Here is a 26,366-nt window from a genome sequence, read left to right on the forward strand (position 1 = left end):
ATAACTAAATGTGTTGAATAAGCGATTTCGGTCTCTATCTAGTGATAAATGAACAACTGCATACATTATTAATGTGATCGTGATCGGCTAAATAAGGGCTATCTTCCCATAGTATGCTTACTTGATTTTAAGTGAGGCTAAATCCGGTTGCGTTCAATTACGTAATTAGGCTTTAGAAATAGTATGAGTACATTAGTCGCGATTTCATTAACAACAGGTATTTTGTCAGGTCTATGGGGATGGATTGCTATCTATTTCGGCTTATTGTCATGGGCAGGTTTTTTAGGTTGCACCAGTTACTTTGCTTCGCCAACAGGCGGCGTTAAAGGACTAGCAGGTAGCTTATTGACCAACATGACTGGCGTATTCTGGGCAATGGTGATTATCGAAAGCTCAACCTTCGCAGGGTTAGAGATTTTAGGCTACATGATTACTGCTATTGTGGCTTTCTTTATGTGTATTCAAGCGAAACAAGCGTGGCTAGGTTATATCCCAGGCACCTTCATTGGTTGCTGTGCGACGTTTGCTGCAGGTGGTGATTGGCAACTTGTAGTGCCATCTTTACTGCTTGGTGGTGTATTTGGATACTTGATGAAAGCAACGGGGCTATGGCTTCACGAGAAATCGACTCAATCTTCGGAAGTTGTTGAACAACACGCTAAACAAGCAAAGGCTTAATTCGTTAACCTAACCTTAGTTAGTCACTGTGAACTCTTGCAAGATAACCCCCAATTAATTTGTATATCGATTTATACAGGCACACCGTTTGGTGTGCCTTTTTTGGTTGATTCGACTAGCTAAATATTTCATCAGTAGAGCAACTGATAGTATCTATAAGACAAATTATGCTTAGGTATTTCCGTTCGCCATGGTGATCACGCGTTTTAATGTCCACCTTAACAAAAGCGGTATGCATTCTTGTCCTTGATTCTCGCAATGAGAAACAATGGCTAGTGCAAGGTCAGGCTTTGCGTGTTTCTTCAATACCTTGGCAACCACTTTCTTCGGAGGGATAGGGTGATCGTATGGAATCTTAACCATGTCACGGAAAAAGCTCTCAAACCCATTCATATAAAGGTAATGCTCGATATCTTTATCAGGCAGTTCCGTGAGTCGATGTCTTTCCTGATCATTACCGAGTTTCGATAACACTGTCGCTGCATACTTTTTACCCGCGGCATCGCCGTCAGTCACTACATGCCAATCAATGCCAAACTCTTGCGCGACCTTAATCAGCGCCTTAAGTCCTGATTGGGCGAACTCAATAATCTGCACACCTTCCGCTGCTAGGTTATAGCCACATTGGTTGGCAAGTTCATTGAACAACCAAACCTCGGTTTCACCTTCTACTAATAGCCAACAGCGAGCAAACAGCGCCCCAGAGCGGTGGAAGCGGATATGAAAACCAATTCGACGAAGTTCATCCTTACTGAAGTGGTTCATGTTGAGTTGATTGGCGATGGTTTTATCTGACTGACGAACCAAGCGACGAATCGATTGAAGTGGAACTGCTGCGAGTAGGTCGCCACTGTTGGTGGTGAGGATTTTCTGCATGGGCAACTTCTGCATCAAGCTCCAAGCCCTTGCCAAGTGTGTTGGGTGTAATCGGCCTTCTGGATCTTCAAGGATCAAAAGAGGACGCGCACATCGCCTTAAGTCGTTTGGCCCTTTAGCTTGTAGATAAGCGTTAAGTAACCCCATGAATAATAAGCGGGTTTGTTTGTTTTTGGTCTCTTCGACAAGTTGATGAATACTCTGATCATTGGCACCCGCAGAATAAAGCAATCCGTCTCGCTGTTTTCTAGGGTTACGACGAGAAGTACTTTTGAAAGAAAAATAGTGCTCAATCAAACTTTGCATCGACTCTAGGCTACTGCGCATTTCACCTTTATTAACATGACCGGGAATCGCCATTAGACGACGGCAGGTATTGTCGATTCGTTTTTCTATTCTTGCTTGGCGACCATTACTGTTATTGGCGCCGTTTCCGTTTGTGCCATTGCTCGTGTGATGATTCCCGTTTGAATTTGCATGATTAGCGTGCCCGTTATTAGCGTGAACATTAGTCGGCAGGTGAGCATTGTGGTTAAGGGACTTGCCGTTGAAAGGACGATCAAAGTGCCTTGCATCACGCAAACGGATGACGGGATGTAAGGTCATTAATTCTTGAGCGAGCTTTTCTGAATGATGAAGCTTGAGCGGATTACCGTCCAAACCAAGAAATGCATAATGTGTGGTTGTCTCATACTGCTCTAACGTCGCGCTGATTCGATAGTAGATGCGGAATACGCCAAACTCATCTTGAACCCAAATAGGTTTGAGTTTGCGATAACGACCTGCGTTAAGCTCGCTCTTATCGTTAGCTTTTAATGCGAGAACAATTTGAAGGTGTTGAGATTGTGGATGTGAAACTGAGTAATCGACATGAAAATCGGTCATTTCAAAGTGATATGGCACACCGTCTGAGGGCAGAACGACGGAAAGGGCATCCAATAATGAAGACTTACCCCAAGTATTTTCACCAATAAGCGTGGTTAGCTCGTCAAACGCGAGTGACATGCGCTTGATACCTCGAAAGCCAGAAATCTCGATTCTTTCTAGTTGCATAGGCTTACTCCTAACGGAAGGCTCTGCTAATTGTTTGAAAGCTAACAGATATCTTTAATCATAATCGAAAAATCCAAATCCGGTATGCTCACCTGTCACAAAACCCGTTGTTTATTAATACGGTGCAAAATGAGATTTTTGATCTATCTCGAGTATTTTTTTGCAGTGCAGTTTCATAAAATTCACGATTCTGTCATGATTCTCGACCTAGTATGAAGGGACAAAGAGAGAAGAAAATATGACTAAAAAGAATAAGCCAGCAAAAATAGTGTTGGCACACATCAACGACACCCACTCATACTTTGAACCAACCTCGTTACAGCTATCACTTAAAATGAACAACCACATCATTGAACCTTATGTCAGTGCTGGTGGCTTTGCTCGAATTTCAACACGCTTCAAACAAATAGAACAAGATGCCCAGCGTCAGAAGGTTGGAACCTTGTTCCTGCACGCTGGCGACTGCTTTCAGGGCACTTTGTACTTTTCTTTATTCAAAGGAAAAGCCAACGCCGATTTGTTGAATGCCCTTAATATAGATGCCATGACGCTCGGTAATCACGAGTTAGACATGGGTAATGAGCCCGTTGCGATTTTCGCGAAAAGAATCAAATTCCCACTGTTGGCCGGTAACTGGAATCTATCGAATGAGGATATCAATAAAACTCATACGCTAGCGGACAACGACATTGTTAAGCCTTATCTGCCTGAAACACGAAGTGCTTCTTTTATAACGAAAGAGTTTGATGGTGAGAAGGTCGCAATATTCGGCTTAAGCATCGATAAGATGGCAGGCATCGCTAACCCAGATATCGATACACCGTTTGAAAATGCTTTGGAAACAGCAAAAGCGACCATTGAGCAAATCCATCAAGCAGGCATCAACAAGATTGTGTTACTTAGCCATCTTGGTTACGAAGCTGATTTAGAGTTAGCAGCCAACGTAACAGGTATTGGCGTCATTGTTGGTGGTCATAGTCATCGCTTACAAGGTGATTTTTCTGATATCGGCTTAGTTAAGGATGATGAATACGGTGTGAAAATTGGCGATACCTATGTTGTGCAAGCGGGTTTCCACGCCATGAGCTTAGGACACTGCGAAATCGAGTTCGATTCTCAAGGTAAAGTGACGCAATTCAATGGTAAGAATGAACTGCTATTAGGCCGTCGACTCTTTATAGACGCGAAACTGAGTGAAGTAGGGCAAGACGATGCCCACGATATGGCGTGTGAATTTTTAAACAATCACCCCAATATCGCAGTGTGTAAGAAAGATCCTGAGCTGCAGAGCATTCTGACGGATAAATACCAGCCGCGAGTTCGAAAGCTTCAGCAACAAGTGATTGCTCATGCAGAGACTAAACTTCGCCATGTACGTATTCCAGATGATAAGGGCCCGAGCCAACTCGCGCCGTTGGTTGCTCAATCATTTCACCATCTAATGAACAAGAAAGGGCATCATGTTGACTTTGCTATTCACAACGCAGGTGGTGTTAGAAATTCACTGAATAGCGGCGATGTTTCAGTTGCCGATATTGCCGGAAAACTACTACCGTTTGCCGTACCCATTGGTGTGTATGAAGTAAAAGGTGAAACGATCGCTGGCATGCTTGAAGGTGCAATCAATAACGCGCTGGATAATGGCGTTGTGGGTACAGGTTCAGGCAGCTTCCCTTATACGCATAACCTGAGGTTTTGTTACCACAAAGAAGCGCCTTTAGGGCACAGGATTCACCATCTAGAAATCCACTCTGATGATTCAGGTTGGCAGGCTGTTTCTCGCAACCGTATTTACCGTGGTGCGTCGTCTGCCTACACAATGAAAGGGAAAGAGGGTTATAACGCTGTGTTGGACATGATAGGTGATGGCACGGTCACCACTGACTCTATGGCAGACTGCTTCATTGAGTTTCTGCAAGACCACCCAGAGTCGCTTCAACACAATGAACCGTTGAATTGCATGGAGTGTTTTAGATAACCACAGATGACGCTGATACTTAGTGTTATTACTTTGGGTCATTTATAAAATTGGCATTGTTTATGCTTCATCTCTGCAGGTCGCGTTCTTGTGGAGATATGTATGGATAAGAAAGATTGGTTAGATGCGGTAGCGGTTGTCGGTTGGGTATCAGTTTGGTCAGCGTTAGTGTATTTGGTGCCCACTACAGGTTTGTAATGGTTCTGCGCACTGGATAAGACTAGCTTTTGAACAGTCGCAGTATTCTTATTATCAATACACGCTATACCAAGCGTAAGTGAAAGAAATAAAAAAGGAGCAGATTGCTCCTTTTTTGCTTTTTCCGTGCAAATTTATATAGACGAAACACAATCAGAGGATTATTATCCACGCGTTTGGGGAGTAGTTAGCGCAAGTTTACATATCGTCATCTCGTTAGGCCAAGAGTCTATCCGGTATGTAAAGGTGAAATCCCATATTTCACTTCAACGAGACCAACGCAATCACAGTCAAGATCCGTAATGGAGCTTGATATGCTTTGTTTGCGGAAGGTCTTTGTACAGTTCTTCCGCCCGGAGGAATAATGAACTCAACTCAATCTCTATTATCTACAAATAGTGAATCCTTTTTTTCATCGCCAATCATGACGACTTATGCGGGCTTTTTCCTGCTGACGGTTATTCTCGTCTCTATTGATATCTATCAGACTCGTGGCGGTAACGTTACTATCAAGAAAGCGGCAATCTGGAGTGTTTTCTGGTTTGTACTTGCGTTTTTGTTTGCTGGCTCTATTTACCTGTTTTGGGACATTTATGCGCCGAACAGTGACTACACGGCGCAAAAAGCAACCGTGTCATTCATAACGGGTTACTTGTTAGAAAAATCCCTTAGCGTAGACAACTTGTTTGTTTTTGCGATGATCTTTGCTCAATACCAAGTTCCTGAGCATCTAAGACCTCGTGCGCTTCTTTGGGGGGTAATTGGTGCATTGGTGCTTCGTGCAATTATGATCGCACTAGGCGCACAGCTATTGGCGGAATACCATTGGGTACTTTACGTGTTCGCTGCGTTCTTGATTGGTACAGGTATTAAGCTTGCATTAGACAAGGGCGAAGAGGAGAGTGTGAATACACTGCCTGAAAAGCTACTTCGTAAAGTGATGCCGGTAACTGAAGATTTCCATGGTCCTGCATTATTGGTTAAACAGGGTGCTAAATGGGCATTCACTCCAATGATGTTGGTTATCGGTGCGATTGCAGTGATGGACGTGATGTTTGCATTGGACTCTATCCCTGCGATCTTTGCGGTAACACAAGAACCGTTCTTGGTATTAGCGGCAAACGTATTCGCGTTACTTGGCCTTCGTTCGTTGTATTTTGTACTGCAAGGTATGATGGACAAGTTCATCTACTTGAAACCGGCACTGGCATTCATCATGGTGTTCATCGGTGTGAAAATGCTATTGGTTGACAGTGAGTGGGCTATCCCAACTTATTGGTCGCTTGCTGTGCTGATTTCGACTATGACGATTGCGGTTATAGCGTCGGTTTATGCGAAGAAGCCAGGCATTGAACAAGTAAATTAAAAACAAATATAACTTATCGAAAAGTCGATAATGAACACGTGGCTGATGAAGTGGAAAATTTATTTATGTAAATTTTCTGTGACATTGGCCACTGTTGTTTGCGGGGTATTTGTACTAAATGCATGATTTAAACACTATATTGAATATATACTCACATGGTCTGCATATCTATTTTGTGATATTGTTAATGGTTTGTTTTATTAGAAAAACTAATCCCAAAATCTAATTTTAGTCATTTTTTAACCTGCAAAAGATCACCTATTATTCTTGTCATCAGAACGAAACACATTAATAAATTTATAGAGAGGCAATCATGGCTCAAGCAGTACAAATGAATACTATCGCTGTTCCTAACTCTATGGATAAGAAGACCTACTCGGTTAACTTCAAAGGATTGATTGCACACATTTTCGATATTCTTTTCGTAGACAACTCTCCACGTAGTTACTACGCAAGCGACCTATCTGGTCACATGCAACGCGATATCGGTATCAACCGTTAATCTCAGCGTTAACATGTAAATATAGAATTTTAAGAAAACGCCAGCTTCTAAAGCTGGCGTTTTTGTATCTGAAATAAACTCTATCTCTTCGCAAATTAAGCACCTGAAAGAAAAACCTAGGCATCACGGTCTGTATTTGAGCGCCATTCAATTCGTTTTGTACAAGGATCTCGGTATGTCACACGCCAAACGCAATTCATCATTGATCAAACTTTGTTTATTTGCCTTACCGATCGGCTTCTATTCCTCAGTGTCGCTTGCACAAACCTGGAGTAATCAAGGCCAGCCCGCACAGGTTATCGAGCTCTTCACCTCTGAAGGTTGTTCAAGTTGTCCACCTGCTGATGCCTACCTCAGTACTTTTGAAGACCATCCAAAACTGTGGACACAAGTCATTCCGCTTGCCTATCACGTTGATTATTGGGATTACCTAGGTTGGGGCGACAAGTTCGCGAGCAAGGCGTTCAGTCAGAAGCAACGACTGTATAAAGCTTATGGCGTAACAAGTGGGGTTTACACGCCGGGCTTTGTTGTCGATGGAAAAGAGTGGCGCGGTTACTTTAACTGGTTAGACAGAACGTTACCTTCGATTAAACAACAAAATAACCCCAAGCTAACGGTCAATCATAAAGGCGATACGTTCAGTGTAAGTTATGAAGGCAAAGGTGATTATGTTGCTCATATTGCTTTACTGGCGATGAACGAAGTCACCAGTGTTAAGGCGGGCGAGAACAGGGGTAAGAAACTCGAGCATGATTTTGTTGTGGTTTACGATGGTTATCAACGTGGTGAGTCTGAATGGCAATTTAATATCAATTTTGAGCCACTCGTCGCTACACCAGATGCAGTCGCTGTTTGGCTAACCGAGCCGAACTCGTATGCACCGGAACAAACGGTAGCAGGGTGGCTGAACTAACTGCAACCCACGACAATTGTGTAGCTGGAATACTCTTAGACGAAGTTGGTACGGCGACTATCGAGGTTCTCACATCGATAACTTCGCTTCTAACGGATATTAATCAGTGAAATAGAAGCGAAAGGGCGATTTAGTTACGTAATACTGCTGAAATACGTTAATATAGCGCGCTATTATTTTAGCTTTGAGTTCCTGCAATTAATGACTAACACCACTACACCAACCAACTTCTCTGATCTTGGCTTAATCTCTCCTTTGATGGCTCGTTTATCTGAGCTTGAATACCAACAGCCAACGCCTATCCAAGCGCAAGTTATTCCAAGTGTGTTAGCAGGACGCGATTTAATTGCAGGCGCAAATACCGGTTCAGGTAAAACCGCAGCATTTGCACTTCCACTGTTACAAAAGATTCATGAAGATGCACCTCTGGACCGTCGTTCAGGCAAAGGTAACTTTGTTTCAGGCCTTATCTTAGTTCCTACTCGCGAACTTGCTAAGCAAGTAGCTGACAGCGTTAAGTCTTACGCTGTGCATTTCAATGGCGCGATTAAAACGGTTTGTGTGTTTGGTGGTGTATCGGTAAACACTCAGATGCAGGCGCTACGTGGCGGCACTGATATCTTGGTGGCAACACCGGGTCGTCTGCTTGACCTTATTTCAAGCAACGCTATCAAGCTAGACAAAGTAAAAACGTTAGTGCTTGATGAAGCTGACCGAATGCTAAGCCTAGGTTTTACCGAAGAACTTGATGCAATCTTGAAGCTCTTACCGAGCAAGAAACAAACTTTGTTGTTCTCTGCAACTTTCCCTGAGCAAGTTAAAACGCTGACTCACGAACTACTGAATGATCCAATTGAAGTTCAACTTCAAAGTGCCAATGCGAGCACACTGGTTCAACGTGTATTTGAAGTAGAAAAAGGTCGCAAGACAGCGTTACTCGCACACCTAATTCAACAACACGAATGGCGCCAAGCTCTGATCTTCGTTAATGCGAAGAACAGCTGTGAGCACCTAGCAGACAAGCTTTACAAGCGCGGCATCATCGCTGAAGTATTCCACGGCGATAAAGGACAAGGTTCACGTACACGTATCCTAGAAGATTTCAAATCTGGCGAGATCGACGTTCTTATCGCGACAGACATCGCGGCACGTGGTCTGGATATTGAGAAGCTTCCTGTGGTAATCAACTTTGACTTGCCGCGTAGCCCATCAGACTACATGCACCGTATCGGCCGAAGTGGTCGTGCAGGTGAGGTTGGTCTTGCGTTATCTCTGATCGATCACGAAGATTACCACCACTTCAAAATCATCGAGAAGAAGAACAAGATTCGTCTTGAGCGTGAGCAAATAGAAGGCTTTGAAGTGGATGAAGAAGCGACAGCTGAACTTATCGCTGCACTAAAACCTGTTGCGCCACCGGCTGGTACAGGCAAGAAGAAAAAGAAGAAGAAAGCTCCACAAAACCAAGATGTGTGGCTAAACAACAACTGATCTTGAGTCAGTAAACTATATGAGTCAGCAAGCCATATAAGTCAGTAAGTAATAGATATTCAAAAGGCGCTTATTTGCGCCTTTTTTGTTTTTCTTATACCAAGTTAAGCGATTCCGCGTAACGAGACTAAGCGATACTTTTGACTCTAAATAGGTCTGTGAATAATTTTCCTATCATCAAAATGATGAGCAGTGTGGTTAACATTAGCAATGGTGTTTGAATCTGATAAACCGGTGTTAGATTAAGCGCGCCAGATGTCAGTACGACCAGCAGGTTTATACCAAGTATTCGATGCACCATAAGTTTAGGTGTCGCAAACACTTTCCATATCACTATGCTGTTGATGAAATAGAACAACGCCAATTGCCACAATTCAGTCATCATCGGCATGATAAAGATATATTGAAGCAAGATAACCGTGCCCGTTCCAATGACACCAAAAAACGCATCCTTAATAACACTTGGCGGCATAGTTGGAAGCATTGAAGAAAATATGCCAGCAATCATCGGGAAAATAAAACCACCCGGTACAGGCAGGTATATCCAAACCAATAACGACGTGACGAACATCGAGACACCTTGTAAGACTTTTCTCCCATCTTCATTAAGGTGTTGAACAAAGGTACGGTGCTCATGGTGCCAAGAAACGTTATTCTTCTCACTCATCACAAATGGCACATCATCAATCAATGACGAGTTTGGTGCCATTAACTCCAGTTTTTCCATTTTTTGGGTGAGAGCGACCCAATCAATAGCTTGAGTCAGTTCGCCCGAGGCGATCTCAAGCAGACGCTCTTGAATATGCGCCATTTCGTTGATTCGTAAACGCCATGCGTGAATATTTTCTTTTAGGTGATAACTGCCAGCGAGCGGCAAATCCAACAGTTGATAGAGCTTTTCAATATTAGCGGTATTGGATTCTAGGGCTTCTATATCAAGGTTATTGGTATCGCTCATTGCTGTTATCAGTGTTTCTCTGCTTGTTTCAAAACGTTGTACAAAGTTCTGCTCAGTGTTTACAGGCCAGATTAGACGATAAACAATCGAGAAGGTGATAACGCCTAATAGAGTTTCTTGTATTCGAAGCACTGCAAAATAGAATGTAATCTGGTTATCGAATCCACCCATACAAGAGATGATGGAGCAAACTGCAAAGCCTATAGAAAAGACATAACCGTATTTTTCATCACTCGACATGAAGATGCATGTACCGAGAAATAAGGTGAAAAACATCAAAAACAGAAAGCGATCCTGAGAAAACATCGCAATCAAGAAAAAGGCATAACCCGTCCCTAACAAAGTGCCCATTAATCGGTTGTGGCCTTTGTTTATTGAATGTGCAAAGCTCTCGTTCAGTGCCATGACCGCAACCGCAATTGCCGCCCAATAAGGTTTCTCCCATTGAAACCACAACGCAACACAGATAGAGATAACAATAGCGAGAGCCGCTTTAATGGCTTCTTTGGTTGATGCACTGAACATAAAAGCCATCCAACTATTTGATTATTTTGAGTGAAGCTGTCATGCCAACACGAAGTTGTAAGTCTTCAGGCACATTATCAAGCTCTACTTTGACCGGTATACGTTGAGCAAGACGAATCCATTGAAAGTTTGGGTTCACGTTAGGAAGAAGGTCATTACCTGTGCTGCCGTCTTGTGTTGCAATACCAAAGCCAATGCTTTTGATATGGCCTTCTAATTGAATATTGTTGTGCATCATAAGAGTGACAAGCGCTTTGTCGTTAGGGCCAACATTCACCAGATCAGTTTCTTTGAAATAGCCTTCGATCCAGAAACTGTCTTCATCGATTAATGCGACTACCGGTGTATTGGCGACGACTTGAGAGCCTTCTCGTAGATTTAAGTTCGTAATGTAACCGTTGGTTGGCGCGTACACTTTGGTGTATTCAAGATTTAAATGCGCTTCTTCAACGTTGGCTTTTGCTAGTGCAACGTTAGCTGCATTTGTCTCAACCGCGTTATTCAGGTTATTCAATGTCAGCACTGGCATAGCGCCAGGTGTTCTCTTTTCTAAGTTCAACGCGCGTTGCTCTTCGTTTTTAGCTTTTGCTAAGAGCGCGCGAGCCTGTTTCTGTGTCGCCAACGCTTTATTGTAGGCCGCTTGATAAATGCTTGGGTCGATCTCAAACAGCAAGTCGCCTTTAGCCACCTGTGAGTTGTCCTCAATATGGACTTTAGTCACTTGCCCTGTAACTCGGGGAGTAATTGAAACAATGTAAGCGCTGACCTGACCATCTCTAGTCCAGGGATTACTCGAATAAGATTGGTAATAGCTATAAACCACAGAGCTTGCGGCAACGACCAGTAGTAGCGTGATGAGATAACGTTTAATCAAGGTGAATGCCTCAGAAGATGGTAATGAATTGACCGATAACGCCGACGAAAATCACGATTAGGCTTAGTTCGGCAATTGCGGGAAAAGCGACATATTTATGTAGCCCAAGTTTTGTCGCGATTGAGCCAGTCAATATCGTCAATACATAAGCTAACGCGATAACCAATAGCAAAGGAGGGAAGTAGATCTCACCCCACACGAGTTCATGTGGCATTGTGTTCATGGGTCTGTCTCTATCGTTTTAAGAAGGTAACGATAAAGGAAATGCGGTGATGTTAATAATCGTATATAGAGGATCAGATCCATCAAATACAGACTGGTTTAGGTATATACTAGGAAGGATAGGCAGCAAAGGTACAAATCAGTAGTCACGTTTGCGCTGTCTTTTTATCATTATTATTCTGATGCAGTAGATGTTTTTCTATCTCGTATGCATGACCAAGAAAGTAAGTACATCAAAATGAACTTTAGTATTGAACAACTTCTCGCGTTTGTGACTGTCTATGAACAGCGGTCATTTAGCAAGGCGGCGGTAAAGCTTAACAAGCACAGAACGACCGTGGGCCAGGTGATTACAAACTTGGAAGATCATCTGGCGGTGAGCCTTTTTGAACGGGTCGGGCGCTCTGTTGAACCAACGGAGGACGGACACCTCCTTTATCACTACGCAAAGCAGACGATTGAGCAAGCTCGTACTTTTGACAAAGTGGCGTTGAGCCTCTCTTATGGTGGATTAGAGAAAATAACAATCGCGTATTCTAGTTTCGTTCCACAACGTGTTTTGGTGGATATACGAAAACGACTTAAGCACGATTTCCCAATGATGCGAGTGAACTTTCTGGTTAGGAATAAGAACGAAATTAAACAAGGAATACAAAGTGGGGAATATCACTTTGGACTTGTGAATGCCCATAATAGCCGAGCGATGCACAGTTTTGATTCTACTTTCCTTGGGCACTTTGAGTTCTACCCATTCGGACAGAAAGGGGGAGAACTCTCACATATCGATAAAGACGAAGTATTAGTCGCACTTAGGAACTCTAAGCAGTTCGTATTGAAGTCTCTGATTGATGAAGGTATGTCTGAAAAGATTATCGTGAGCTCTGACTATGAAGAGATCGATCAGCTTTCGTTAATGATCAAAATGCTTGAAGAGGGTTTTGGATGGGCACTTCTTCCTAAGGCTTTTTTTACCGACTCTGAATTTTCAAAACATTTAATAGAGCCCATTCACTCTGCGCAAATGGTGGAAGGATTCAAATTTGGATTCGCGTTGTGGTGTCCGCACTCGAAACAAGTCAGTGGTATCAAAGGCTCTTTGGTGTCGGTCATTAAAGAGTACCGTGAGCAACTTATTGATAGTTTTAAGTCGTGAAAATTTGAGATATTAAAAAGGCGCTAATTATTCATTAGCGCCTTTTTAGATTTTGTTCAGCGAAAAGAAGAATTACTTCTTACGGCAGAACTCAGCGATTACGTACATTGATTGACCGCCGTTTGTTTTACCAGAAACAAGCTTAGGATCGTCACCAACGCTGATACCACGGATAACAGTACCTTGCTTAATCACTTGGTTAGTACCTTTGATTGGCAGGTCTTTGATTACTGTTACGTCGTCACCTTTTTTAAGTTCAACGCCATTCACATCAAGAGGCTTGTCATCAGCAGACATACCGATTTGTGCCCAAACTGATGTTTCTTCTTCAAGGTACATCATGTCTAGCGCGTCTTGAGCCCAGCTTTCAGAGTTAAGACGAGTAAGTTGACGCCATGCTGTTACTTGAACTGGCGCTTCTTGACTCCACATGCTGTCAGTCAGACAACGCCAGTGGTTGATATCTTTAGGATCGTCAATCTCACCAAGACATTTGTCACATACCATGATGCCGTGATCCACTGTTACGTGGCTGTGTGGCGGTACTGCGTATGCAGTAAGAGAAGAATCAGAACCACATAGTTCACATTTAGATTGGCAGCGTTCTAGCATAGTAGCTTCAGAAGACATAATGGACTCACATTTATTAGGTATTAAATTACGGGGCTATTATCCACTTTATTTACAATAAAGAAAGAGGTCGTACGGTATTCTGTCTTGATTAATTTTAGCTGAGATCAACCATTTGTGTTTTAAAGTTTTATGCAAACGGTTAACTAGGGAAGGTTAGCTAGTCACAGGAATAAAAATGCCAGCGGTTAGGCTGGCATTTGGTTTCAATTAGAACTTGTGGTTATTCCAATACAGAACCATCGATAGATGCAGCAGTTAAAGTATTATCTAATAAGAAGTCTACCGCTTGCGTCTGCATGCTAACGTGGTGGCTTAAATCTAATGGTAGAGGCGTACTATCATCTTGCGGAGCCACAAACGTGCTGTGAACCGCATCTTTGCCAAACTTAACAAAATCATTGGTACCGTTTGGCGTTGTATTACTTGCATCTACAACGGTTAAGCCAAGTTTTGTCGCAAGTGGTGTTGTTCCTGCAAACGGTGCATCCGCAACGGTGTTTGGTACCGTTTCGTCACCTTGCACTTGACCCATGTAAATTGGCATCTGAGTAGAAGCTTCTAGCAAATAATCAGCATTAGTGTATGGATCAATAGTGTCTAACACGGTTTGTGCCGCATACGCGAACTGTTGAAATGCTGCGGTCATCGAAGCTAGTTGTGCTGTGGTTGCACTGCTTTCAAATGTTTCGTAGCACAGTTTATCTGAGCTGTTTGTACAGCTAGCAGCTGCATAGCTTGCGTACTCTGTCGAAGCCCCCAAGGCTACGTTGTGCTTAACTTGCGGGCCAAAGAAAGGTGAACCCAACAAAAGGTTAGATATTTGGCCACCAGAGTTTTCGATAGCAGCAGCGCTGAATGAATAAAGCGCATCAGCAGTTGTGCTACCTAACGTACGGTTAGAAGACGCAACAGCTGTCGTTCCGACAATACCTCCTAACGAATGACCTAGAAACTTAACTTGTGAGCCAGTAGCTATGTTAAATCCCTTCAAAGGTGAACTAGCAAGTAAACCAGCTTGCAAAGAAGCGGTTAATGAAGCTCTTAACCCCATTACATCTAGTGAACTTTGACGAACGTTATCACGCGCTACAGGCAAGTTAGTGAGATTTAAATAAGCTAAGACATCTGCATTTGCAGAACGTTGGTCATCCAAACTACGAGTACCGTGTATTGGCAAGTCAATAGCCAAAACAGCAACTCCAGCTCTCGCTAGGTTGTAAGCGAACGCGTAAGCATTTTCTTTTGCAGAGGTGATACCGTGTTGGTAAATGACTATATCAGTAGGATCGGTACCATTAGGCGTAAATAACAAGAACTCGACAGATTCTAATGATTTAACTTGAGGAACTGGAGAGTATTTCGTAATAACTCTTTCGCTATCAAGTGGAGAACCATCGGCCATCGTTAAGTTTAATCCGATTAACTTTAGCTGTTCGGTTTGGTCTGTCGCTAATATGCTTGTGTCGATACCAGCAGCAGCTAACTGAGTAACCATATTTGCTTGCTCGGCACTATCACTTAAAGCACTTGAAACTTTTGCTAAGCTAGGCATACCCGATTCGAATGGCTGTGAGTTCCATTCAGTAGCACTTGTTTCTAGATAATAAGGTAATTGAACAAAACCTTGGGTTACATCAACGTTGTCAGTAGCACCATACAATCCATTGATCGCACCTTTAAGGGTTGCGATAGTTGTTGCGTCGTCGCCTGCAACATACTTATCAAAGTCAGTATCGTTTGCTAGCGCTGTTGTGAACAGTTCTGTTGAGCCGAACTGCATTGTGTAGGCTGCCGAAAGGTCAACTGAGTTAGGGTTTGCGCTATCTTTCCAAACACCATTTAGATTTGTCGCAGCCAATCCTGTTGCCGTTGCGGCTTTTGTCGCGAAAAGGGAATCGCCAACAGACTCTGTAGTAAACCAAGTCGAGTAAATGATGTTTTCAGTATCAAGGTTAATCGCACCTGCAGCAGTCGCTCCAGCAAAGATCTTTTCAACCCCTTGAGTGACTTGTTGAGCTTGAGCAATGCTACCTTCGGTATAGGTTACTATACTTGATTTCAAAGCCGCATAACTTGGTGACATACCAACCGGATCACCATTGGCATCGGTTAGTTCATTCGACAGCGCCAATACGTACTCGCTTGAAGCATCAAGAGATTCGTTGAATACAATGGTGAATGTGTCAGTTGAGGCACTAGATAGAACATTAAAATGAGTTCCTTGTGCCAATACGCCAGTAACACTTGGTGCCGTTTCAGAAGTGAGTGAGCCACTAAGCTTTAATAGGTAAACACCACCAGTTGCGACACCATCAGCTAAACCTGTGCCTTCAAAGTCCATGATGATTGGCATAGAGTTAGACCAGCCATCCATTGTGTTCATTGCTGCGATAGGGTTGGTTAATGAATCATCACCGCCAGTTGGTAAACCAAGTGTACCGTCGCTAGTATCCATTAACGCGAAGCTAGGAAGAGGAACCGCAATATCAGCACCCGTTAATTGAAACTTGATGCTCGTCGCTTGTGCGAGTGAATCTTGAATGTATTGCTCATATTGAATCGCTGTTGAAGCGCCTGAACTCGAAGAGTCATCACCACAACCAGCAAGAAACATTGCTGAAGCGAGCAGCGAAACATTAAATAACTTTTTCATGTTTTAATTCCGTTTAGTTGAAGGTGTAGTTCATTTGAATTGCAGATAGGTAAGCGACTGCATCACCAGAGAATTCAAGTTCCTGACCAAGTTCATTGGTTTCGGTGAAATCACCTTCTTTACTTTGAACAAGAGCGAAACCAGCATCGATTGAAAGGTTAGGGCTGTACTGATAAGTCAAACCTGCGCTGTACCAGAAACGGTCGCTATCAGGGATGCTTAATGTCGCTTCACCAGCTTGCTCGTCATAAGCTAAACCTGCTCGTAAAGTCCACTCTTGATTCAACTGGTAAGTAGCACCTAGTGAGTAACGATTGTTATCGTCATAGTCTTCTGTCTTTTTGAAACACTCGCCACTTACACAATCTGAGCTTGTCGCTTTTAGTTCTTTAAAACTACTCCACCCAGTTTGTTGCCAACCGTAATGAATCGCCCATTGGTCGGTCAGTTGGTGGAAAGCAGAAATCTCAATGATTGAAGGTAATGTGATCTTTAGGCGACCCGTTGTTGTCGTAGCACTGCCTTGCACGATACCGCCCGTGTAATCAGTAAAGTCACCATCATCAAAGTCGAGGTCGACCTCTGAACGATAAGCGATAGAGAATCGGTTATTTTCATTCAGTTCATATAACGCGCCCACGTTCCAACCAAATGCAAATGTTTCACCTGTCATACTGATCAGTTTTGTTGAGGCAGGATCTCCAGTGATGTTCGAAATAGAGCCTTGATGACGATTTAGTTCAGCCTCGGCGTAAACGAGGTTTGCACCCGCACCAACACTAAACTGGTCGTTAATTCGATACGCCACATTGGGGTTTAAGTTCACTGACACTAGTGAAGTATCACCTGCAAGATCACCCGCATAAATATCATCTGGGTAATCGGTAGCAACGCCGTAGTTAGAAAACATTCCAATGCCCCAAGCCCATTTATCGTTGATAGGACTGATGTAGTATGCGGCAGGGACGACTTGCAGTGGCGCTACGTCTTTAGATACTTGGCTTTGTCCGCCAGAACCTGGAACATTGTTTTGAGTAATATCCACTTCTGGATCAACGATAGAAACCGCGCCTGAAAATTGGGCTGTATCAAATAGGGTCATTGCGGCGGGGTTTCTCGCTAGTACACTCGCGTTATCGGCTACAGAGCCTTCACCTGAGAATGCGCGACCAAGACCTGAGGCAGAATGCTCAGCAACTTGGAAGCCAGCCGCAAGTGAATTGCACGCAAATAGCACAGAAAGCGAAACGAGAGAGCGTTGTATTGTTTTCATCCTTGACCCTCCTAGGGCATCGAATTTCATTATTATCGTTTGAAAACACACTGAGCATTGTTGGTGTTGAAGCTCTAATGTAAACAGCATGTTAAATTCATGTTTTATATAAAGTCAAAGAAATAGTTGTTATTTTGTGAGGTTATATTTTTTAGGGTCGGCACCTTAACATCAATAATATAATTACAATCAATAGTTTATTCGTGGTTGGAGGTGTGACCAGAATGTTTATGTCAGCTATTGGTACAAATAGTGTTCAATTGCTCAATATGTAACAACTTTGTTTATGTTTACCGCCGATCGCTAAATCGGCATAATATCGACACTCGTTAGAAGTCATTAAATTGGAATTAAAGTTTGGAATTACTCGCGATAGAGTTTCTTGGTAAACCGCTTCGTTTAGAGGGGTCAATGGCAGGGTGGCAACAGTTGTATTGGGATAACACTTTGGTATCTCAATTAGATGCGACCACAGACCAAGAAGACGCACGAAAACACGAATTTACACTACGCGCTGGCGAAGAAACGTTGCAGTGTCACGTTGAGTCGACTGTCCAGTGGCAACCGTTTGAGATGACGTATAAAGCGTCGGTGAATGGCCAAACCATTACCGAAGGCAATCGAAACACCAAAGATATCGAACAACAAACACCTGTTGTCGCTCCTAAACCAGAGAAGCGTTTTAGCTTAATTGGGTTGGTGTCGCTTGGTATGAAAGCGCTAAAAAGCGCCAAGCTAATCAAGGTCGTACTTGCTTCTGCGAGTTTAGCTGCCTATTCATGGTTGTTTTCAATTCAGTTCGCTTTGGCCTTAATCGCTTGTTTAATGTTCCATGAGTACGGTCATATTAGAGCGATGAAATACTTTGGCATGAAGACCAAAGGCATTTATTTGATACCATTTCTTGGTGGCTTGGCGTTATCCGATGAAAAGATTAATACGCGTTGGCAAGATGTGGTTATCTCAATCATGGGGCCATTGTTCGGCTTGATATTGTCGTTAGTATTTATGGTGCTGTATTGGGCGACGGGCGAAATGTTCTTTGCCGGCCTTGCGGTATTTAATGCTCTATTAAACCTGTTCAACCTATTGCCGATTTTGCCTCTCGATGGCGGACATGTTCTTAAAAGTATCAGCTTCTCGATGAACAGTGTGCTTGGTATTGTATTGTGTGTCGCGGCTGCCGTTGCTGGCGTGGTATTGAGTTATCAGTTGAATTTAACCTTGTTTGGTTTCTTATTGATTATGGGCAGTGTTGAAATACTGATCGAATGGAAAGGACGTCATCACAGTCACTTGTTACCGTTAGACAAATACGGGCAAGTCGTGTCGTTTGTTTGGTATGTAGGTTTAGTGAGCAGTTTAATTGGTGTTATCTGGTATTTTGCATCTACTGGTGATCAGCTATTAAGCCTACCATTACAAATTCTTGGTACTTAACCAGTGAGTTTCTGTTGTTGGAATTATTCAGCTGCATAGTGCACTTGAACTGTTAGTTAGCAAGAAACTAAAAATGCCCTAACCAATACGGATAGGGCATTTTTGTATCTACACCAGCTAGGTGATTCTTACTTAGATTACGCTTTGCAATTTGGTTTTGGTGACCCTGATTGAGGAAGCGTTTTTATCGTTGCTTGTAGATCTTTAATACGCGTACTGTGGGAAGGGTGCGTAGAAAGCAATTCTGGCGGTTGATTTCCACCTGATGCTTTCGCCATATTTTGCCATAAGTTGACACTTTGGTTTGGATCGAACCCTGCTTGAGCCATATACTCTAAACCAACAACATCGGCTTCAGACTCTTGAGTTCGCCCATATGGCAGAATAACGCCATATTGAACGCCTAATCCTAACGCGGCCATCGTCATACCTTGATACTGTTTGTATTCTGATGCGCCTAACGCGACGTTAGTAATAGATAAGCCAGTATTAGCGATTTGAGACTGAGACAGGCGCTCATTACTGTGGTCCGCTAAAACGTGTGCCACTTCGTGACCGATAACCGTAGCGAGTTGGTCTTGATTGACAGCAACCTTGAGTAAGCCTGTGTATACACCGATTTTACCGCCAGGTAGTGCGAATGCATTCACTTGGTCGCTATCAAACACAACAACTTCCCATTCACTAAAACCTTGTTTAGGAATATATTGAGTGATGCTGTTCGCGACGCACTGGACATAAGCGTTAGTTTTGGCATCTTTGCTGATGGGTTGTTCTTTTTTCATTTGTTCAAAAGATTGTGCTCCAAGCTGAGACATGTCTTTATCTGAAAAAAGCAGCAATTGGTTTCTGCCTGTCGGAGAAGCGCTACACGCGGTTAGGCCTGCAAGTGTGAGAAGCGAGGCAAACTTCATCCATGACGTCATACAATATCCTCTGTGTATTCGGTTTTTATGCATGTTAACATCAACTTGCGTAATAACTAAGGGCTGTAAGATAACTAACAGCCAGTAATATAGAAAAAAGCTATGCACGCGATAACAAGATCAATAATTAAGGAACCCACATGAGTATTTGGAAAAAGCCCGTTGACCTAGATACCTTCAACGCGACCTCAAAAAATACCTTAATTGAACACCTCAACATTGTTTACACTGAAGTAAATGACAACTCTTTGGTAGCAACCATGCCGGTTTGTCACTTTACGCACCAACCTCTGGGTATGCTTCATGGCGGCGCATCGGTTGTGCTAGCAGAAACGCTTGGCTCATTGGCTGCAAACTTCTGCGTACCAGAAGGCTATTATTGCGTTGGGCTCGATATCAATGCGAACCACGTAAGGTCAATGCGCGAAGGGCACGTCATCGGTACTGCTGAGCCTATTCACTTGGGCGTCTCTACTCAAGTATGGCAGATCAATATCACTGATGATCGTCAACGCTTAGTTTGTACCAGTCGCTTAACCATTGCGGTGAAGAAACATAAGCGATAACAGACTAGGCAGTCGTACGCTGGTTTTGTCTTTAGAAGAAGTAATCAGTACTTAGAACAAGCAATTCGTATTTAAAGAAGTAACCCGAGAAGCCCATGGTCATAACGTTTAAAAGTGGAAAAGTCATCGCAACCGCACATGAATTGGTTGTTCGTTTAGATGGTGAGCATAGAGTCACGCTGCAAGCCCAAGTTGATGCAATTCAATTGATCGGAAAAGGGGCAAATGTCATTTCAGCTAACGGTTCTGAGTGTAAATGGTCGATAAAATTAGACGATGAACAGCAGCTTCGTGAAATCGCTAATGAAATTGGCTGCGATGTAATGTAATCCTTTACGGTAAAAGCACTTAACCCTTAAGATTGAATAACATCTTAGGATGTCGTACTCAATAATTCACAATAAAATCGTGTCAGTAATATTGATTTTACGCCATAAAATAGGGAAACTGAATTCAATGTCCTTTGAATAAGTTTTCCTCTTTATGAGCAGCCCAAGACTTCGCGTTCAATTTGAAACCCTGTTTGAATACTTCGATGGTAAAGATTCTGATGTTCAGCTCGACGACATCACGGATGTGCTCTGTTGTACCCGTCGTAATGCCCGAATGGTACTCAACAAGCTTGAAGAAGAAGGGTGGGTAGAATGGCTACCAGCAGCTGGTCGAGGGAAGTTATCTCAACTTATCTTTAAACAGAATCGTTGTGATGTCAGTGAGAACCTAGCAAGACGCTACTTGCAGGAAGGAAAAATTGGACAAGCGCTGTCAGTGCTTGATCACAATGCTGCCAAACTCACGCAAGTTATTCAAAACTACTTGGGCGTACAGTATCAAGAGGGCGAGCAAGTTATTCGTTTGCCTTATTACCGACCGCTTTCAATGCTTAACCCAACCAAATCGATGCGTCGTTCAGAGCAGCATATCGCTTGTCAGGTATTCAGTGGGTTGACTCGTCTAGATGAGAATGACCAGCTCCAACCCGATCTGGCTCATTCATGGCAAAAAATCAGCGATTACCAATGGCGATTCTTCTTGAGACCCGGTGTTCGTTTCCATAACGGGGAGCCTCTGTTAACCAATCATGTTGTGGATACACTGCTTGCACTCGAACCTCTCAACATGTTTTCTCATATCAAAGATGTCTCTTCACCTGCAAATTGTGTCGTAGATGTCTTTCTCACACGCCCAGACAAGTATTTTCCGCTCGCGCTAACGGAGTCGGTCGCCAAAGTCACTTTACCGATCACATTACGTGGTGAAGATTACGATATTCGACCAATTGGAACGGGACCTTATCGCATTGAAAAGAACGACGAGAAACAACTCGTGTTAACCGCTTTCAATGGGTACTTTGGTTTCAGACCGTTAATTGATCGGGTTGAAGTTTGGGTGGTGGATGAGGCTTATTCTTCAATGGTTTACCCAAGTCTCTCTAAGCCTGTTATGGCGGACCGTGGCGATAGCGATGAAGTAGAACTCGATCCTGGCTGCACGTATTTACTGCTCAATAGAAAGAAAGGTATTGCACAAGATCCTGCATGGGCACAGTTTTTATCTAACGCGTTGAATGCGGCGGATCTGTTTGTTCATATTCCAAAAGAGACCGTTATCGATTTGGGCGTGTTACACGCTTATGGCATAAAACCTGGTTGGTATGACATAAAATTGAAGGTGCCAGTTTGTCCACCAGCAAATTCCAAACCAACCATAAGATTGGCGTATCAATGCCAACACCCAATGTTTCCAACGCTTGCTAAGGCGATTGTCACGGTGCTGAAGCAATACAACGTTGATGTTGATCTTTATGGTTACGAAACCGATCCTCCGCACGCCGATGATGTTGATGTTTGGATTAACCCTATGGGCATCGCCAATAACAGAGACGACGCCTTGGCTGGCTGGTTAATGGACTACAGTTTTCTTGATGAATCTAGCCCGGCAGAAGACTTCGACCAATGGTGTCACATGATTGACCGTTGGCGTTCTGGTGAATTCGAGCAATTCCCAGCAAGACAACTCGGTAAACAACTGGTCCAAAGCAATCAATTGATTCCAATGTTCCATTGCTGGTTAGGCGTTAATAAAGATCAATGTGGTACGTTGCAAAACGCGAAATGTAATGCATTAGGTTGGTTCGACTTTAGCCAAGTTTGGGTGAAGCCTGACGTTGATTGAACTCCCAGAAAACTCAGTTAGGACCAAATAACTCATTTAGGAAAAAACGATGCAAACTCTGATGATTACATTTATTACGCTGGTGGCATTTGCTGCTAATTCAGTTTTGTGTCGCTGGGCCTTAATGGATCAAACGATTGATCCTTTGAGCTTCTCGATCGTGCGCATCTTATCTGGTGGGCTTACTCTTCTGATTTTATTAGCTTTATCTTCCCAATCTAAAGCTAAAAGTGAGTTAGCAAACAACACATCGCTATACACAAAGCTCAAATCACAGTTTCAACTCACATCAATATTGTCACTGCTCGTGTATATGTTTGGCTTTTCGTTTGCTTATTTAGAGCTTGGCGCAGGTCTTGGTGCTCTGGTGTTGTTTGTCGCGGTGCAATTTACGATGATTGCCGCGCACTTGTTTTCTGGAAACAGAATGTCACTCATTGAGTGGTGCGGATGTTTGTTGTCTGTGGCAGGGCTTGTTTATTTGTTAATGCCAACGGAATCGACACAGGCACCTGACTTAGTTTCTATCATCTTGATGTCTCTGGCCGGAATTGGGTGGGGCGTTTACACATTGGCAGGAAAGAAATCATCAAACGCACTGCAATCGACCACCGCTAATTTTGGATTCAGCTCGCTAGTTATCCTTGTGGCATTGAGCTTATTAGTATTTATACCTAATGCGTTAACCAGAGTGTCTATCACTGAACAAGGTTTGATTTACGCGGTTATATCGGGCTCTGTGGCTTCTGGTGTGGGTTATAGTTTGTGGTATTACGTAGTGAAAAAACTGAATACCGTGGTTGCGTCTATTGCACAACTCTCTGTTCCAGTTATCGCGACACTTGGTGGTGTATTACTTTTATCTGAACCTGTCACCATGCAATTTATAGTCTCATCAACCGTTATACTTCTTGGGATAAGCTTGGTTCTTGTCACCCCTAAACTTAAGAAATAAAGAGTTCAATCATTAACTTCTATGGCTAAACCAAACAAGAAACAACCGACCAAGACGGTTCAGATTTTCTGTGCCAAATGCAAAACGCAGCTTTTTAAGTATCGGAAAGGTGGCAAAGGTGCACTCGTGAAATGTTTTAAGGAGCGTATCGTTGAAGATTTTACGACAGAGCCATGTGTATGCCCTGAATGCGGGATTGAATTTGCACGAGACACCTTGGTTCGAGGTACACCAGCCTACAAGTTTGTTGGTGGCAAGGTAACTATGAAATAAGCAGTCATATTAAAACGAGCAAATTATGTTGAAACTAAAAATGCCACAGCACGGTTTGTGTTTGGCATTTCAACGTTACTTTTGATACTCAGAATAAAACTTTAAGCTCTGACACGCCCTTGAAGCTTAAGAAGTAATAGCGAGACAATTGCGCCCGTGGTATCACACAGCATATCTTTTTGTGCATCCCAAATATCGCCTTGTGAACCAAGGAACGCGATACCTTCATCACCACCTGCAATCTCCGCGTACCACCACTCGATAATTTCATAACCTGCAGCAACACTCATAATCGCAAATAGCGCAAAGAAACATGCCAGCACCGGTTGAGCCAGTTTTTTACGAATCAAATACTCAGCGAGTGGGTAAGCATAAAGGCCAATAGAGAAATGCGCGACACGGTCAAAGTTATTACGTTCAGAACCTATCATGTTATTGAACCAATCAAATGGCACTTCCGCGAAGGTATATTTTGCGCCTATCGTATGCAAAATCAGCCAGATAAACATCAAAACGTAGGCTGTCTTAGTGAAGGTGAGCTTGGTTGATAACCACCAGATACCGACCAATATCGCAAGCGCTGGGACAATTTCGGCAATCCATACCGCTCTTGAAGAGGGAGCAAACGCTGAAAATAGAAACACAATCAGATACAGCGTCGTCAATGACAGTAATGGTCGATTTTGAGCAAGTGGCGTGATTGTCATATCAAGATCTCTCGTCGAAGTTTTTATTAGTGTTACACAATAATGAACAGTGTTCAATTGGGCTTTAATCACCAGATTTGTTGAAAAGTAGCGTTATCGCCCAGTATCTAGACAAACGGTTGCTAGAGTTTCACAAAAGTTTGATTTACAACAAAGCGATCCTTAAAATCGCACTATTACTACATAACAAGAAAGAAAGTCATGAAACTGGAAACTGTCGATTACCTTGCTGACGACGCAGCAGAACAATTTGTTCGCTCTCTACGTGAAACTGGTTTTGGTGTTCTTAAGAACCACCCAATCCCGAAAGAGCTTGTTGAGTCAATTTACGAAAACTGGTACCAATTCTTCATCTCTGAAGAAAAAGAGAACTTCCACTTTAATGTTGAAACACAAGATGGATATTTTCCACCTTCAGTGTCTGAAGTTGCTAAGGGGCACACTGTAAAAGACATCAAAGAGTACTTTCATGTATACCCATGGGGTCAAATTCCTGAGCAGCTGAAAGAACAGATTCTAGATTACTACCAACGTGCAAATGCTTTTGCTCAAGAGCTGCTAGGTTGGGTTGAAGCTCATGCTCCTAAAGAAGTACAAGAGAAATTCTCTATTGCGTTGTCAGAAATGATCAACGGCAGTGAACAGACTCTGCTTCGTGTTCTTCACTACCCACCAATGCAAGGTGATGAAGAGCCAGGTGCAATCCGCGCTGCGGCACACGAAGATATCAACTTACTGACGGTTCTTCCTGCTGCAAACGAGCCGGGCCTTCAAGTTAAAGCTCAAAATGACGAGTGGTTAGATGTTCCATGTGATTTCGGTAACATGATCATCAACATCGGTGACATGCTTCAAGAAGCATCAGGTGGTTACTTCCCATCGACAACTCACCGTGTAATCAACCCATCAGGTGAACGCCAAGAGAAATCTCGTATCTCTTTGCCTCTATTCCTTCACCCGAAACCAGAAGTAGTACTATCTGAAAAGTACACAGCAAACGAATACCTAATGGAACGTCTGAGAGAGCTTGGCGTTATCTAGTGAGTTCAGTGCTTCGTCCCTAAAATTGGGATAGATGTGAAAGGTCAGCTAAATTGCTGACCTTTTTTGTATCCGTGCCAAAGAAGAGCGGCTTTATTACTAACGGTTGCATTCAACGAAATGGTACTCAGTTTTTGACGATGAAAGGTGCCTTTAAGCCAAGCGTTAGAAAGTTGTTTGTCCTTAAGCTCGACAAATCGTAGAAAATCGCTTTCAATTAAAGAAGATACGCAACGGATGTGAAATAGGTCACTTATAGTATCGACTGTTCTAGAAATCCATTAATTCAGAGAAGCTAACTGAGTCAACTATGTCGAATCATCAAGATGTGAGAGCAAACTTTCATTGCCATATGGAAAACCCATTGCTTTGGCCGATAATGGAAGTGCTTAAGCAAAAGCCAAGCGGATGGAAAGTACACACATTGGCAGCTCATCTGAACGACCTTGGGTTTGTGCCAGTGTTAGATGCAGTGCCTGAGAAAGAGTTGTTTAAGAAGAACTTCCTTATCATGAATGCGCTTTATCAGCTTCAAGAAACCTTACACCCTGATGGTTGGCTACAAGTCCAAGCGATGGACATCGAATTAATGAATGGTCGTTATCACGGAAGCAGTCACAGCATCGATCATCAAGACCCACTTCGAGAATACTACATTAATTGGGTTAACTATGAAGCGGACGAAGGCGAAGTCAAAAGGCTGTTGAACGAATTTTGGACTCGGTACAGAAAGTTTGTGGGTGGTGATGAGCTCGATATGGACCGAAGCCGAGCGTTAAACCTGTTTGAGCTACCTTTAGACGCTACTCACCATGAGATTAGAAAGCGTTGGCGACAACTGGCGTTGAGATGGCATCCAGACAGAGACGAGGGCAACACCGCAAAATTTCAGACGCTCTGTGAAGCATGGCATGTATTAAGAAGCTCATAATCG

The 26,366-nt window shown here is 43.1% G+C and carries 24 protein-coding genes; 15 read left to right on the forward strand and 9 right to left on the reverse strand.

Annotation, left to right across the window (positions count from 1 at the left end; all coding sequences use genetic code 11):
* Window positions 1–183 precede the first annotated feature (183 nt).
* A complete protein-coding gene (locus IQQ51_RS03575; RefSeq protein ID WP_193840392.1) occupies window positions 184–678 on the forward strand; it encodes a DUF1097 domain-containing protein in 495 nt (164 codons plus the stop codon).
* Between the two features lie 171 nt (window positions 679–849).
* Here the strand turns inward: IQQ51_RS03575 and IQQ51_RS03580 are convergent, their stop codons facing one another.
* Window positions 850–2,607: an ATP-dependent endonuclease gene (locus IQQ51_RS03580; RefSeq protein ID WP_193840393.1), complete on the reverse strand. Its 1,758-nt coding sequence runs from the start codon at window positions 2,605–2,607 to the stop codon at window positions 850–852.
* Window positions 2,608–2,845: 238 nt separating this feature from the next.
* Here IQQ51_RS03580 and IQQ51_RS03585 point away from each other — a divergent pair, with 238 nt between their 5' ends.
* From IQQ51_RS03585 to IQQ51_RS03605, 5 genes are all read left to right on the forward strand, one after another.
* Window positions 2,846–4,585 carry a bifunctional metallophosphatase/5'-nucleotidase gene (locus IQQ51_RS03585; protein ID WP_193840394.1) on the forward strand — a complete coding sequence of 580 codons (1,740 nt, stop codon included), beginning with the start codon at window positions 2,846–2,848 and terminating at the stop codon, window positions 4,583–4,585.
* Between the two features lie 562 nt (window positions 4,586–5,147).
* On the forward strand, window positions 5,148–6,149 hold the full coding sequence (locus tag IQQ51_RS03590) for a TerC/Alx family metal homeostasis membrane protein (RefSeq protein ID WP_048613684.1): 1,002 nt from the start codon (window positions 5,148–5,150) through the stop codon (window positions 6,147–6,149).
* Between the two features lie 313 nt (window positions 6,150–6,462).
* The gene (locus IQQ51_RS03595; RefSeq protein ID WP_017059812.1) at window positions 6,463–6,651 is read left to right on the forward strand and encodes a hypothetical protein; all 189 of its coding nucleotides are present in this window, start codon (window positions 6,463–6,465) and stop codon (window positions 6,649–6,651) included.
* A gap of 175 nt (window positions 6,652–6,826) precedes the next feature.
* Window positions 6,827–7,567, forward strand: coding sequence for a DUF1223 domain-containing protein (locus IQQ51_RS03600; protein ID WP_193840395.1), 741 nt, complete (start codon window positions 6,827–6,829; stop codon window positions 7,565–7,567).
* 201 nt (window positions 7,568–7,768) lie between these two features.
* Window positions 7,769–9,058, forward strand: coding sequence for a DEAD/DEAH box helicase (locus IQQ51_RS03605; RefSeq protein ID WP_050644831.1), 1,290 nt, complete (start codon window positions 7,769–7,771; stop codon window positions 9,056–9,058).
* A gap of 127 nt (window positions 9,059–9,185) precedes the next feature.
* Here IQQ51_RS03605 and IQQ51_RS03610 read toward each other — a convergent pair whose 3' ends face one another.
* From IQQ51_RS03610 to IQQ51_RS03620, 3 genes are read right to left on the reverse strand one after another with little or no spacing between them, the layout of a single operon-like run.
* Window positions 9,186–10,541, reverse strand: a complete 1,356-nt coding sequence (locus IQQ51_RS03610; protein WP_048612511.1) for an FUSC family protein — start codon at window positions 10,539–10,541, stop codon at window positions 9,186–9,188.
* A gap of 13 nt (window positions 10,542–10,554) precedes the next feature.
* Window positions 10,555–11,415: an HlyD family secretion protein gene (locus IQQ51_RS03615; protein WP_050620771.1), complete on the reverse strand. Its 861-nt coding sequence runs from the start codon at window positions 11,413–11,415 to the stop codon at window positions 10,555–10,557.
* A gap of 10 nt (window positions 11,416–11,425) precedes the next feature.
* On the reverse strand, window positions 11,426–11,638 hold the full coding sequence (locus tag IQQ51_RS03620; protein ID WP_004730923.1) for a DUF1656 domain-containing protein: 213 nt from the start codon (window positions 11,636–11,638) through the stop codon (window positions 11,426–11,428).
* Window positions 11,639–11,875: 237 nt separating this feature from the next.
* On the opposite strand from IQQ51_RS03620, the gene IQQ51_RS03625 reads away from it, so the two are divergent.
* Window positions 11,876–12,790, forward strand: coding sequence for a LysR family transcriptional regulator (locus tag IQQ51_RS03625; protein ID WP_193840396.1), 915 nt, complete (start codon window positions 11,876–11,878; stop codon window positions 12,788–12,790).
* Window positions 12,791–12,862: 72 nt separating this feature from the next.
* Here the strand turns inward: IQQ51_RS03625 and IQQ51_RS03630 are convergent, their stop codons facing one another.
* The 3 genes from IQQ51_RS03630 to IQQ51_RS03640 all read right to left on the reverse strand — a co-directional run bounded on the left by IQQ51_RS03630 (window position 12,863) and on the right by IQQ51_RS03640 (window position 17,349).
* Window positions 12,863–13,420: a PhnA domain-containing protein gene (locus tag IQQ51_RS03630; RefSeq protein ID WP_048608355.1), complete on the reverse strand. Its 558-nt coding sequence runs from the start codon at window positions 13,418–13,420 to the stop codon at window positions 12,863–12,865.
* Between the two features lie 223 nt (window positions 13,421–13,643).
* Window positions 13,644–16,076: a VolA/Pla-1 family phospholipase gene (locus tag IQQ51_RS03635; RefSeq protein ID WP_193840397.1), complete on the reverse strand. Its 2,433-nt coding sequence runs from the start codon at window positions 16,074–16,076 to the stop codon at window positions 13,644–13,646.
* Between the two features lie 13 nt (window positions 16,077–16,089).
* Entirely contained in the window at window positions 16,090–17,349 is a 1,260-nt protein-coding gene (locus IQQ51_RS03640) for an outer membrane protein transport protein (protein WP_193840398.1), read from the reverse strand.
* A gap of 357 nt (window positions 17,350–17,706) precedes the next feature.
* Here IQQ51_RS03640 and IQQ51_RS03645 point away from each other — a divergent pair, with 357 nt between their 5' ends.
* Window positions 17,707–18,789 carry a site-2 protease family protein gene (locus tag IQQ51_RS03645; RefSeq protein ID WP_193840399.1) on the forward strand — a complete coding sequence of 361 codons (1,083 nt, stop codon included), beginning with the start codon at window positions 17,707–17,709 and terminating at the stop codon, window positions 18,787–18,789.
* Between the two features lie 137 nt (window positions 18,790–18,926).
* Here the strand turns inward: IQQ51_RS03645 and IQQ51_RS03650 are convergent, their stop codons facing one another.
* Window positions 18,927–19,715, reverse strand: coding sequence for a M48 family metallopeptidase (locus IQQ51_RS03650; RefSeq protein ID WP_048612506.1), 789 nt, complete (start codon window positions 19,713–19,715; stop codon window positions 18,927–18,929).
* Between the two features lie 140 nt (window positions 19,716–19,855).
* Between IQQ51_RS03650 and IQQ51_RS03655 the strand changes: the two genes are divergently transcribed.
* From IQQ51_RS03655 to IQQ51_RS03675, 5 genes are all read left to right on the forward strand, one after another.
* Window positions 19,856–20,281 carry a hotdog fold thioesterase gene (locus IQQ51_RS03655; RefSeq protein WP_017060067.1) on the forward strand — a complete coding sequence of 142 codons (426 nt, stop codon included), beginning with the start codon at window positions 19,856–19,858 and terminating at the stop codon, window positions 20,279–20,281.
* A gap of 95 nt (window positions 20,282–20,376) precedes the next feature.
* The gene (locus IQQ51_RS03660; protein WP_017064605.1) at window positions 20,377–20,610 is read left to right on the forward strand and encodes a DUF3389 domain-containing protein; all 234 of its coding nucleotides are present in this window, start codon (window positions 20,377–20,379) and stop codon (window positions 20,608–20,610) included.
* 154 nt (window positions 20,611–20,764) lie between these two features.
* A complete protein-coding gene (locus tag IQQ51_RS03665) occupies window positions 20,765–22,456 on the forward strand; it encodes an SgrR family transcriptional regulator (RefSeq protein WP_122080927.1) in 1,692 nt (563 codons plus the stop codon).
* Window positions 22,457–22,505: 49 nt separating this feature from the next.
* Window positions 22,506–23,411 (forward strand): DMT family transporter, encoded by a 906-nt coding sequence (locus tag IQQ51_RS03670; RefSeq protein WP_193840400.1) that lies wholly within the window; start codon window positions 22,506–22,508, stop codon window positions 23,409–23,411.
* Window positions 23,412–23,432: 21 nt separating this feature from the next.
* Window positions 23,433–23,684, forward strand: coding sequence for a hypothetical protein (locus IQQ51_RS03675; protein WP_017067298.1), 252 nt, complete (start codon window positions 23,433–23,435; stop codon window positions 23,682–23,684).
* Window positions 23,685–23,785: 101 nt separating this feature from the next.
* On the opposite strand, the gene IQQ51_RS03680 is transcribed toward IQQ51_RS03675, so the two are convergent.
* A complete protein-coding gene (locus tag IQQ51_RS03680) occupies window positions 23,786–24,391 on the reverse strand; it encodes a DUF2238 domain-containing protein (RefSeq protein WP_048612504.1) in 606 nt (201 codons plus the stop codon).
* A gap of 201 nt (window positions 24,392–24,592) precedes the next feature.
* Here IQQ51_RS03680 and IQQ51_RS03685 point away from each other — a divergent pair, with 201 nt between their 5' ends.
* Both IQQ51_RS03685 and IQQ51_RS03690 read left to right on the forward strand, forming a co-directional pair.
* On the forward strand, window positions 24,593–25,432 hold the full coding sequence (locus IQQ51_RS03685; protein WP_004730947.1) for an isopenicillin N synthase family dioxygenase: 840 nt from the start codon (window positions 24,593–24,595) through the stop codon (window positions 25,430–25,432).
* Between the two features lie 310 nt (window positions 25,433–25,742).
* Window positions 25,743–26,363, forward strand: coding sequence for a DNA-J related domain-containing protein (locus IQQ51_RS03690; protein WP_048612688.1), 621 nt, complete (start codon window positions 25,743–25,745; stop codon window positions 26,361–26,363).
* Window positions 26,364–26,366: the final 3 nt, after the last annotated feature.

It is taken from the genome of Vibrio sp. OPT18 (assembly GCF_015163615.1).
Classification (GTDB): Bacteria; Pseudomonadota; Gammaproteobacteria; order Enterobacterales; family Vibrionaceae; genus Vibrio; species Vibrio coralliirubri.

What these genes read in the sequence shown, in the direction of transcription:
- IQQ51_RS03605 (WP_050644831.1), top strand. Translation starts at nt 7,769, where the DNA reads ATGACTAACACCACTACACCAACCAACTTCTCTGATCTTGGCTTAATC.
- IQQ51_RS03635 (WP_193840397.1), bottom strand. Translation starts at nt 16,076, where the DNA reads ATGAAAAAGTTATTTAATGTTTCGCTGCTCGCTTCAGCAATGTTTCTT.
- IQQ51_RS03660 (WP_017064605.1), top strand. Translation starts at nt 20,377, where the DNA reads ATGGTCATAACGTTTAAAAGTGGAAAAGTCATCGCAACCGCACATGAA.
- IQQ51_RS03610 (WP_048612511.1), bottom strand. Translation starts at nt 10,541, where the DNA reads ATGTTCAGTGCATCAACCAAAGAAGCCATTAAAGCGGCTCTCGCTATT.
- IQQ51_RS03625 (WP_193840396.1), top strand. Translation starts at nt 11,876, where the DNA reads ATGAACTTTAGTATTGAACAACTTCTCGCGTTTGTGACTGTCTATGAA.
- IQQ51_RS03650 (WP_048612506.1), bottom strand. Translation starts at nt 19,715, where the DNA reads ATGACGTCATGGATGAAGTTTGCCTCGCTTCTCACACTTGCAGGCCTA.
- IQQ51_RS03620 (WP_004730923.1), bottom strand. Translation starts at nt 11,638, where the DNA reads ATGAACACAATGCCACATGAACTCGTGTGGGGTGAGATCTACTTCCCT.
- IQQ51_RS03600 (WP_193840395.1), top strand. Translation starts at nt 6,827, where the DNA reads ATGTCACACGCCAAACGCAATTCATCATTGATCAAACTTTGTTTATTT.
- IQQ51_RS03595 (WP_017059812.1), top strand. Translation starts at nt 6,463, where the DNA reads ATGGCTCAAGCAGTACAAATGAATACTATCGCTGTTCCTAACTCTATG.
- IQQ51_RS03690 (WP_048612688.1), top strand. Translation starts at nt 25,743, where the DNA reads ATGTCGAATCATCAAGATGTGAGAGCAAACTTTCATTGCCATATGGAA.
- IQQ51_RS03655 (WP_017060067.1), top strand. Translation starts at nt 19,856, where the DNA reads ATGAGTATTTGGAAAAAGCCCGTTGACCTAGATACCTTCAACGCGACC.
- IQQ51_RS03580 (WP_193840393.1), bottom strand. Translation starts at nt 2,607, where the DNA reads ATGCAACTAGAAAGAATCGAGATTTCTGGCTTTCGAGGTATCAAGCGC.
- IQQ51_RS03630 (WP_048608355.1), bottom strand. Translation starts at nt 13,420, where the DNA reads ATGTCTTCTGAAGCTACTATGCTAGAACGCTGCCAATCTAAATGTGAA.
- IQQ51_RS03685 (WP_004730947.1), top strand. Translation starts at nt 24,593, where the DNA reads ATGAAACTGGAAACTGTCGATTACCTTGCTGACGACGCAGCAGAACAA.
- IQQ51_RS03640 (WP_193840398.1), bottom strand. Translation starts at nt 17,349, where the DNA reads ATGAAAACAATACAACGCTCTCTCGTTTCGCTTTCTGTGCTATTTGCG.
- IQQ51_RS03585 (WP_193840394.1), top strand. Translation starts at nt 2,846, where the DNA reads ATGACTAAAAAGAATAAGCCAGCAAAAATAGTGTTGGCACACATCAAC.
- IQQ51_RS03670 (WP_193840400.1), top strand. Translation starts at nt 22,506, where the DNA reads ATGCAAACTCTGATGATTACATTTATTACGCTGGTGGCATTTGCTGCT.
- IQQ51_RS03675 (WP_017067298.1), top strand. Translation starts at nt 23,433, where the DNA reads ATGGCTAAACCAAACAAGAAACAACCGACCAAGACGGTTCAGATTTTC.
- IQQ51_RS03590 (WP_048613684.1), top strand. Translation starts at nt 5,148, where the DNA reads ATGAACTCAACTCAATCTCTATTATCTACAAATAGTGAATCCTTTTTT.
- IQQ51_RS03680 (WP_048612504.1), bottom strand. Translation starts at nt 24,391, where the DNA reads ATGACAATCACGCCACTTGCTCAAAATCGACCATTACTGTCATTGACG.
- IQQ51_RS03575 (WP_193840392.1), top strand. Translation starts at nt 184, where the DNA reads ATGAGTACATTAGTCGCGATTTCATTAACAACAGGTATTTTGTCAGGT.
- IQQ51_RS03665 (WP_122080927.1), top strand. Translation starts at nt 20,765, where the DNA reads ATGAGCAGCCCAAGACTTCGCGTTCAATTTGAAACCCTGTTTGAATAC.